The organism is Promicromonospora sp. NPDC060271, assembly GCF_042726755.1.
In the GTDB taxonomy this organism is placed as follows: domain Bacteria; phylum Actinomycetota; class Actinomycetes; order Actinomycetales; family Cellulomonadaceae; genus Promicromonospora.
This window is the reverse complement of the sequence record NZ_JBHXBG010000294.1, coordinates 1-3,165: the sequence shown is the minus strand read 5'-3', so window position 1 is coordinate 3,165 and position 3,165 is coordinate 1. Positions and strand designations below refer to the sequence as shown.

Sequence of the window (3,165 nt, the reverse complement as noted above, 5' to 3'; positions counted from 1 at the left end):
CCCTGAAACGGTGCTGCGGCAGCTCTCCGGGCGGCTTGGTCAGCCGACAGGCGCCAGGTCCGACTGCGCGACCTCCCGCCGCGCTGCGGTCCGGTCGCCTCCCCTGGCCAGCAGGCCCGCGACGAAGTCCGCGGGGATCGTGTCGGGGATCTGGAATCCTTCGGCCACCGCCACGCGGTCGCTCACCTCACGCAGGACCAAGGACAGCGGGACGTCGAGCGCCTCGCAGATGGAGCCAAGAAGCTCGGACGACGCCTCCTTCTGCCCTCGCTCCACCTCACTGAGGTAACCCAGCGACACTCGCGCCGCCGACGAAACCTCGCGCAGGGTGCGCCCCTGACGCTGCCGCGTGTCACGCAGCACGTCTCCGATTTCTCGCCGTAGTACGACCATCTCGCGCCCCCTTTCAGTGCCTGTCCCTGATCTCACGCCCTGTCCTACCTGGACCGGGCGTGCCTTGCGTGTGGTGCGTGCTCCATGCGTGGAGTTCGTTCTACCGTACCCCGCGCTCGAAGAGTTCTTGCGCCCGCTCCGGGTGGTCGGCCTGTTCATGATCACACCGGGACTAACGCCGTGGATCTGAGCCTTGTTCCCGAAGTCCACCTGCGTCAAGCCCTGTGCAAGATTAAACCAAGAAACTTCACATGTCTGTAACTTCAGGAAACTTCGTGGGGTGTGTCGAATTTTTCACCCGGGCCTCACTCACGAGCAACAATGCCAGCTCGAGCGCTCCTCGGACGGAGTCAGCGATCACCTTTGACCGGTCGCCGTCGAGGTCAAGCCGCTGCACCTCCGACGCTACCGGAGTGCTGACCGCTACGAAAACCACACCCGGCGCTTGACCATCCTGTGGATCCGGTCCGGCGACCCCCGTCGTGGCCAGTCCCACATCGGCGCCGGTGACGGCGCGTATCCCGGCCGCCATCTGGGCGGCCACCGCCTCGTCCACGGCACCCCGCTCGGCGAGCAGGTCGGCGTCGACGCCGAGCAGCCCGGCCTTCAGGTCGGTCGCATACGCGACGACGCCGCCGCGCAGCACCCTCGACGCACCGGGTACGGCGACCAGTGCCGCCGTGACCAGTCCACCGGTCAGCGACTCGGCGACGCCGATGGTCCAGCCCCGTGCGGCTGCCTCCGCCAGCAACCGGGGCGCGGTCATACGCTCTGCGTCCTGGCCCGCGCGTCGCGGCGGATCTTCCAGCCCTGGTACACGTACTCGGCGCCCGTCACGACGGTCACGACGAACGCCGCCATCAGCACCACCCAGGCGATCACCGTGAACCACTCGAAGCCGTCGCGGGGCAGCAGGAACATCGAGATCGCCACGGCCTGCAGCACCGTCTTGAGCTTGCCGCCGCGCGACGCCGGCATCACCTCGTACTTGAGCATGCCCATGCGCATGAACGTGATACCGAGCTCCCGCACCAGGATGATCACCGGGATCCACCAGGGCAGCTCGCCCAGCGGGATCCAGAGCAGGATCAGGGCGGCGCCGACGAGCAGCTTGTCCGCTATCGGGTCGAGCAGCTTGCCCAGGTCGGTGATCAGCCCACGCGACCGGGCGAGGTAGCCGTCCACCTTGTCGGAGACGGCGGCGACCACGAAGATCGCGGTGGCCACGAGCCGCCACGTGGTGTCGTCCCCACCTTCGACGAGGAGTGCCCAGGCGAAGAACGGGACCATGGCGATGCGAATCATCGTGACGACGTTCGCAATGTTCCAGGGCGACGGAGCGTCGTTGACCATTGCTCAAGCCTAACGGCGGTTCACGCGCGGTCGGACCGCCCGGCGCGCGTCACGCTCGCCGCGACCGTCGGCCTGCCATAGCATCCGCAGGGTGAACACCGTCCGCGCCCAGCGGTTCCTGGCCCACGCGGCGCTGTGCACCGCGCTCGTCGTGACCGTGGCCGGCTGCACCCCTGCCACGGACCCGGCCGCGGATCCCTCGGGCAGCGCGAGCGCGACCGGCTCCACCCCGTCACCCGAGACCACGCCGTCACCCCCGCCGCCGCAGGACATCGAGCTCACCCTGCTCGCAGCGGGCGACGTCCTGACCCACAAGGCGGTCAACGAGTCCGCGACCGGAGCCGACGGCATCGACTACTCGCCGCTGCTCTCGGGCATCGATCAGTGGGTCGACGGCGCGGACCTGGCCCTGTGCCACCTGGAGGTGCCGGTCGCGCCGCCGGGCGTGGCGCCGTCGGGCTACCCGGTGTTCCGCGCGCCCGCCGAGATCGTCCGCGACCTGGGCGAGCAGGGCTGGGACGGTTGTTCGACGGCGTCCAACCACGCGGCCGACGGCGGGTACGACGCCCTCGCGGCGACCCTTGACGCGTTCGACGAGGCCGGGATGGGCCACGTCGGGACGGCGCGCGGCAAGCGGGAGGCACGCGGCGCCCAGTTCTACGAGCTCCGCCGCGACGGCCGGACGGTGACCATCGCCCACCTCTCCGCGACGTACGGGCTGAACGGGCTCCAGCCGCCCCGCGGGACCTGGTCGGTGGACATCATCGACCCGGCACGGATCGCCCGGCAGGCCAGGGCGGCGCGAGCCGCGGGCGCCGACCTCGTGGTCGCCAGCCTGCACGACGGCGTCGAGTACGTCACCGAGCCCACCAAGCACCAGCGGGCGGCGACGCGAGCCCTGGCGCGCTCACGGCAGATCGACCTCGTGATCGGCCACCACGCCCACGTCCCGCAGCCTGTCGAACGCCTCCGCGGCGGCCCGGACGGCGACGGGATGTGGGTGGCATACGGGCTGGGCAACCTCCTGTCCAACCAGGGGGCGGACTGCTGCGTGCCGGCCTCCGCCGTCGGCCTGCTGATGGTGGCGGACATCGTGCAGTCCCCCGAGGGGAGCACCCGGGTCACCGAGGTCCGCTGGGCGGCGACCACGGTCGACCGCGCGGCGGGCCACCGCCTGCGGAGCACCCGCGACGCGCTCGCCCGGCCGGATGGCGCCGCGCTCACGGCCGCCGAGCTCCGCGAACGGCTCCTGATCGCACAGGAGGCGGCCGGGGACGGCGCGAAGGAGCAGGACCGGCCGCCCACCTCGACGGGCGAACCGCCGCGCGTGGTCCCGCGCCCCCGCTGACCTGGTCCGCGAATCCGCGAGGTAGAGCGCCTGTCCGAGCCTCCCGGCTTTCAGCCAAGGAAGCTCGGACA

4 protein-coding genes are annotated in these 3,165 nt (G+C 70.9%); 1 reads left to right on the top strand and 3 read right to left on the bottom strand.

From position 1 onward, the window contains the following. Positions 1–39: 39 nt before the first annotated feature. From ACFWE2_RS25055 to pgsA, 3 genes are all read right to left on the bottom strand, one after another. Entirely contained in the window at positions 40–393 is a 354-nt protein-coding gene (locus tag ACFWE2_RS25055) for a helix-turn-helix domain-containing protein (protein ID WP_116674556.1), read from the bottom strand. Between the two features lie 247 nt (positions 394–640). Then, the gene (locus ACFWE2_RS25050) at positions 641–1,159 is read right to left on the bottom strand and encodes a CinA family protein (protein WP_377226920.1); all 519 of its coding nucleotides are present in this window, start codon (positions 1,157–1,159) and stop codon (positions 641–643) included. Further along, positions 1,156–1,746 carry a CDP-diacylglycerol--glycerol-3-phosphate 3-phosphatidyltransferase gene (pgsA, locus tag ACFWE2_RS25045; RefSeq protein ID WP_377226919.1) on the bottom strand — a complete coding sequence of 197 codons (591 nt, stop codon included), beginning with the start codon at positions 1,744–1,746 and terminating at the stop codon, positions 1,156–1,158. Before pgsA ends, ACFWE2_RS25050 begins: the two co-directional genes overlap by 4 nt. Before the next feature lie 91 nt (positions 1,747–1,837). On the opposite strand from pgsA, the gene ACFWE2_RS25040 reads away from it, so the two are divergent. Then, a complete protein-coding gene (locus ACFWE2_RS25040; RefSeq protein ID WP_377226918.1) occupies positions 1,838–3,094 on the top strand; it encodes a CapA family protein in 1,257 nt (418 codons plus the stop codon). Positions 3,095–3,165: the final 71 nt, after the last annotated feature.